The sequence below is a fragment of the Shinella fusca genome (assembly GCF_014203155.1).
GTDB classification, from domain to species: domain Bacteria; phylum Pseudomonadota; class Alphaproteobacteria; order Rhizobiales; family Rhizobiaceae; genus Shinella; species Shinella fusca.
This window is the reverse complement of record NZ_JACHIK010000036.1, coordinates 1-5,143: the sequence shown is the minus strand read 5'-3', so window position 1 is coordinate 5,143 and position 5,143 is coordinate 1. Positions and strand designations below refer to the sequence as shown.

The 5,143-nt window shown below is 59.4% G+C and carries 7 protein-coding genes and 1 pseudogene; all 8 read left to right on the top strand.

Going from position 1 to position 5,143, the window contains the following annotated elements; genetic code table 11:
• Positions 1 to 303, top strand: a pseudogene (locus HNQ66_RS23370) (hypothetical protein); the annotation flags it as partial.
• A gap of 22 nt (positions 304 to 325) precedes the next feature.
• On the top strand, positions 326 to 1,135 hold the full coding sequence (locus tag HNQ66_RS23365; RefSeq protein WP_184147286.1) for a PDDEXK family nuclease: 810 nt from the start codon (positions 326 to 328) through the stop codon (positions 1,133 to 1,135).
• Positions 1,116 to 1,544, top strand: coding sequence for a hypothetical protein (locus HNQ66_RS23360; RefSeq protein ID WP_184147284.1), 429 nt, complete (start codon positions 1,116 to 1,118; stop codon positions 1,542 to 1,544). Before HNQ66_RS23365 ends, HNQ66_RS23360 begins: the two co-directional genes overlap by 20 nt.
• Before the next feature lie 87 nt (positions 1,545 to 1,631).
• Positions 1,632 to 2,159 carry a hypothetical protein gene (locus tag HNQ66_RS23355; RefSeq protein WP_184147282.1) on the top strand — a complete coding sequence of 176 codons (528 nt, stop codon included), beginning with the start codon at positions 1,632 to 1,634 and terminating at the stop codon, positions 2,157 to 2,159.
• 438 nt (positions 2,160 to 2,597) lie between these two features.
• A complete protein-coding gene (locus tag HNQ66_RS23350; RefSeq protein ID WP_184147280.1) occupies positions 2,598 to 2,783 on the top strand; it encodes a helix-turn-helix domain-containing protein in 186 nt (61 codons plus the stop codon).
• A gap of 189 nt (positions 2,784 to 2,972) precedes the next feature.
• Positions 2,973 to 3,644 (top strand): hypothetical protein, encoded by a 672-nt coding sequence (locus tag HNQ66_RS23345; protein WP_184147278.1) that lies wholly within the window; start codon positions 2,973 to 2,975, stop codon positions 3,642 to 3,644.
• Positions 3,628 to 4,695, top strand: coding sequence for a tyrosine-type recombinase/integrase (locus HNQ66_RS23340; RefSeq protein WP_184147276.1), 1,068 nt, complete (start codon positions 3,628 to 3,630; stop codon positions 4,693 to 4,695). The genes HNQ66_RS23345 and HNQ66_RS23340 overlap by 17 nt, the downstream gene beginning before the upstream one ends.
• The coding region (locus HNQ66_RS23335) for a hypothetical protein (protein ID WP_184147274.1) at positions 4,692 to 5,143 on the top strand (452 nt) is incomplete at its 3' end. The genes HNQ66_RS23340 and HNQ66_RS23335, both read left to right, overlap by 4 nt.

The window sequence follows — 5,143 nt, the reverse complement described above, 5'->3', positions numbered from 1 at the left end:
TGCAATTGCACGCAATCACAAGACAGGCTCGGTAACAACACGCCCGGCAGCATCAACCCAACCTACATGCAAGGTGGTGGGTTCGTCGCGCTTACGATCAATTACAGGCCAGAGAGCGTTCCGGTCACCGTCTTCTCCGGCTATCGCTTCGACCAGATCGAGCCTTCCATGAGCGGAGCGTCCTTGGGGCACGCCAATGTCAGCACGATATTCGCAGGTCTTCGATTCTCCTTCGGCTCGAGCAGCCTCAAGGATGAAGAGCGCAATGGTCCGGTCTGGACGGCGTCGAGCCTGCTGCCATGAACACGATCACCAGGGCCTCGACATGACCAGGATATATGCCCGCCCTATTCTCGTCAGCAGGACGAACACACGCTGCGAGTTAGAGCGGATTCATCTGGGCGCCGGTACTCATGATGAGGCATGGCTTCAGGCATTGATCCACGATCATCCCGCCATCCTGCCCATCGCGGATATCGAGCCGGGTTTCGGCGACCTCCTGCCCGTCGCGCGGGAAGTCCCCTGCGGGCACGGCTTCATCGACAACCTCTACCTTACACCCGTCGGCGACATCGTGCTGGTGGAAGCGAAGCTTTGGCGCAACAGCCAGATGCGGCGCGAGGTCGTTGCGCAGGTGCTCGATTACGTCGCAGCGCTCAGCAAGATGGGCTATGAAGGTTTCGAAGCCGCCATCCGGCGGGGGAACGGCGCGCCCGAGCGGCTGTTCGATCTGGTCCGTGATCATCCAGAGGCGTTAAGCGAAGCCGCGTTCATCGACGCCGTGTCGAATAATCTGCGCCGGGGCAGAATGCTTGCCGTCGCATTGGGTGATGGCATCAGGACCGAGACGGAGGCGCTCGCCCAGTTCCTGCAAAGTCATGCCGGCGCGCATTTCACCTTCGCGCTGGTCGAGCTGTCTGTCTGGCAGAATGCGACCGGTGATCTCCTGGTCGTGCCGAGCACGCTGGCCAGAACCGTCATGATCGAACGTGGCATCGTGCGTGTAGAGCATGGAGCGGTGTCGGTGCATCCCCGTTCCACAGGAAGAACAGCTCGGACCACAGTCGCTCAGTTCATCCGATTTCTGGGAAGCGATCGGCCGGCGCGATCCGCGTTTGCCGGGCGCCCTCCATGATTTCCTGGCGGCGCTGGAGCCCCTGGGCGTCTATCCCGATCTCAAGGCCAGCCTGAACCTTAAGGCCGACCTTCCCGACAGACCGAAGCCAATCAATCTTGGCTATATCACGAAGAATGGCCAGCTCTGGACGAACCCGGCGGCCTGGGAAACGCCGGAATACGTATGGCGCCCCTATATGGAGAGACTGGCCGGATTGATTGGCGGCACCATTGCCACCGGCTCCACGAACTATGTCAGCATCGACGGCAAATCCGCTCCGCGGATCGAGCGGTTCCTGCCGAATCATCGAGATGCCTTCGTTCAAGCGATTGCGGACATGCTGCGCGCGCTAGCAGAACAGGATGCGACCGAAGCAGGGACGCCTTCCCGGTTCATATGGCAGGAAGGAGAGATGATCGTCGAGTAATGTTGCCGAAAGAAGCTTATAAACATTTGTTTTTACTCGGTTAAACAGAAGAATAGGTCACGCAAACAAGAACCAGGAGTTTTGCGTATGACCAAAGAGGACCCCTATCTCGACGACAAGATCGCCATTATCGCCGATTTCGTCGGCCGTGATTTCATGCGATTGGCCAATGAGCTGCAACAGGTACAGGAACAGCGTTCGGATATGTTCATCGAAGTGGCCGAGCGCGTGGGCATCGGGCGCCGCAAGGCCTTTGCCCTCGCGCGCATCGCCCGCCTCTTCGAGGATCTAGACATTCCCGATGAACAACTGAACCGCATCGGCTGGGCGAAGCTCAATCGCATCAGCGGCCATCTAGACGAGGACAACGCTGTCCATCTCCTGTCCCTGGCCGAGAGCAATACCTTCTACGAACTCGATGCCATCTTGAAGGGCAAGCAACCGATCGATGGAGCAAAAATCCTCCTGCTTCACCTCAAGGAGGCCGACCATGCTCGTCTCTACAAGCTGCTCGTGGAACATGGGGCCAAGCCCACCGGCAACGGTGGTCTCTCAGGCAAAGAGGAAGCGCTGGTGAACCTGCTATCCGGATCGTCGGCTCCTTCCGGCAAATAGCGCGCCAAGACGCTATTCCCGACTTTATCCCCACCATGCCCGAAGCTGATGCCGGTTTCGGGCATAACGGTTTTCGAGAGGTACAGCAGTTTCCTTCCGCAAATCAAAGACATCCGCTACGGTAGTAGTGCGCTGGCCAAATTCAGCCGGACCACCGGCTGAACCACTTGATAAATCGGCACTTTTCCTCTTTCCAGCTCCGCCTATCCTGATTGCCAGACACGCCCTCATGGTGACGGTGTGTGAACCGAGAGGCACAGGCAATGTCTTCCGTAAGGCGGAACGACAGGGCGGGGAAAGAGACAAGGGCGACGCCGTCGCCTGATGCGTTTGTGCAATTAATTGCACTTTCTCGTATCCTCGCCCGCCAGGCCGCCCGCGAAGCCATCGCCGCACGAACCGCCTCTCCTCACGACGATAAACAGGAGAACGAACCCGATGGCGCCGCTTGATCCCAATCGCATGATGACCCTGGAGCAGGCTGCCGACTTTCTGTTGATCAGCACCCGCACGCTTCGCCGCAAGATCAAGTCCGGCGAGCTCGCGGCCCACAAGTTCGGCCGCCTCTGGCGCATCGCCGAGAGGGACCTTCTGGCCTTCATCGAGCAGCACAGGAAGAGCTGATCATCCCAGTCCGCTAGTGGCCTGATAAGTCATCTCAATTCCGATTATCGGGACAATACCGACGCCAACTTTGGCCTCAAATTGGCGTCGGTATTTTCCCGAATTTCCGCTTCTTACCACTTCTGTCCTGTCAGGGCCTCTCCCCTCACCTTCCGTCCATTTCCAACAACATCGAAAGGAGTATTGCTCATGGCAATCCGTATCATCAGGAAGGCTACCGTCCGCAAGTTACCCGAAACTCTGGCTGACGTTGCCGATCTTTTGGCGAAAGACGGCACGCTGCCTGGCAACCGTCGCCGCGATCTGATCTCGTCAATCACTTCCACTGCCCGGCTGACAGCGCGTCAGTCCTCAGACATCCCCGCCGATGTTTCCGTACTCCGTGATCTGTTCAAGACCCTTCATCCTGCCCAGGGTCGGATCAGTTCCAAGCGTCTCAGCAACATCCGCGCCGATCTCGCCGCCGCGCTCCAGCATACTGGAGTTATCCCCGTCCCTGATCCTGATACCAAGCCCAGCATGGCCTGGCGCAAGTTCCTCGACCATGCCCCCGCGAAGCATCAGTCATGGTTCCTGTCACGGTTCGTTCGCTTCTGCAGCCTTCGCCAGATCGAACCGGCGAATGTCACCGATGCCGTCGTGCGGGACTTTCGCACCTGGCTTGATGCCCGTATCCTGACCAACGATCCGAAGAAGGTCGTCAAGGACACAGCGGTGGCATTCAATGCCATCATCAAACGCGCCGGTCTCGACATTCCGCTGCTGGCCACCACCCTGTCGTCGCGCCACCTTGCGCGCCGCCTCGACACCTACCCCGCGTCCCTTGGAAGACATCGAGCGCTACTTGAAACGCCTGCGTGACCCCGACTTGTTTTCCGGGGAAGGGCCACGCAGGCCGTTGCGCCCGACCTCCCTGCGCAACATCGAGGCCCATGTCCGCCAGACCCTCGATGCCGCCGTAACTGCCGGATACCCGCCCAAGCATTTCAAGACGCTGGCCGATCTTGTCGAGATCGGCGTGATCAAGGCCGCGATCAACCACATGATCGAACGGCGCGACGGCAAAACGCCATCCGGGCTCGGCAATACCCTTGCAACGCTGCTGGCGATCGCCCGTCACTACGTCAAGGCATCTGCCGAGACGATCAAGAGCCTCGAAACCGCAAACAAGAAACTCGGCAAAAGCCGCGACACAGGTGAGCCCCGCCTGTCACCCAAGAACGAGCGCCGGCTGGAGCAATTTGACATCGTGCGGAACCGCGATCTCCTGATCGAATTGCCGCACAAGCTGATGGCTCGGGCCGACAAGCAGCCCGGCCGCCAGCGCGCAGCCATGGATGCCATGATAGCCGCAGCCATCGCCGTGCTGCTTGCGTGCCCCTTGCGCATGGCGAACCTCTCCACGCTGAATCTGGGAGAAGACATCACCGCTATCGAGGAAGGCCGCACACGGGAATACCTCGTCCATATTGCCGCAGCAAAGGTGAAGAACCGCCAGGAGATTGCCGCCGTCATTACGGGGCCGCAAGCATCCATCCTGACACGATATCTCAAGCATCACCGCAAGTTTCTCGCCAAGCAGCCTGGTGATTGGGTATTTCCCGTCGTCTCCGGCGGTCCGCGCACGCCCGATCATTTCGGAGAGTTGATCAAGAACAGGATATTCAAGGAAACCGGTCTCGTCGTGCATCCGCACCTCATCCGGCATTTCACGGCAAGAACGTACCTCGAAGCGATTCCCGGCGATTACGAGACGCCGAGGAAGCTGCTCGGTCATACCAGCCAGAAGATGGTTGCCACCGTTTATGCCCCGCTGGCGAGCCGGGCCGCGTTCAGACGCTATGGCGACATCATCAACCGTCATGGCAAGGGAACGAACAAGGGCAAGCGTAACAGGACGCCGTGCAAATGACCGGCCCTACCATCCCACTGATCACCAAATTCGAGGACTGGCCGGAGATCGACCGCAAGCTGTGGGAGCACTCGTTTGCTCCCGGAGGCCTGTTCGATACGGACGGCGTCTTTGCCGGCTGGTCTGCCGGCACCCGTCGCCTCCACACCCAGAACTATGGCGCATGGTTATCGTTCCTCCTGCGCAACCAGTCCGAACAGAGCAACCGGACCCCGACCGAGCGCATCACGAAGGAGGTCGTGACCTCGTTCATCGATGAAGGCAAGCAGCGTCTCAAGCTCCGCTCCATCTCCAATCAGGTGCTGACACTCGCGGTCATCGCCAGGGGTTTTGAACCCGATGGAGATTGGGCGTGGCTCTACCATGCGGCGCGGTCGCTCTATGAGCAATCCAACCCGCACCAGTTGAAGCCGCCCATTCCGATCACCGCTGCCGAGCTGTTCGAGTG

Excerpts from the sequence above, each read along its gene's own strand:
- HNQ66_RS23355 (WP_184147282.1), top strand. The coding sequence starts at position 1,632 with ATGACCAAAGAGGACCCCTATCTCGACGACAAGATCGCCATTATCGCC.
- HNQ66_RS23365 (WP_184147286.1), top strand. The coding sequence starts at position 326 with ATGACCAGGATATATGCCCGCCCTATTCTCGTCAGCAGGACGAACACA.
- HNQ66_RS23345 (WP_184147278.1), top strand. The coding sequence starts at position 2,973 with ATGGCAATCCGTATCATCAGGAAGGCTACCGTCCGCAAGTTACCCGAA.
- HNQ66_RS23350 (WP_184147280.1), top strand. The coding sequence starts at position 2,598 with ATGGCGCCGCTTGATCCCAATCGCATGATGACCCTGGAGCAGGCTGCC.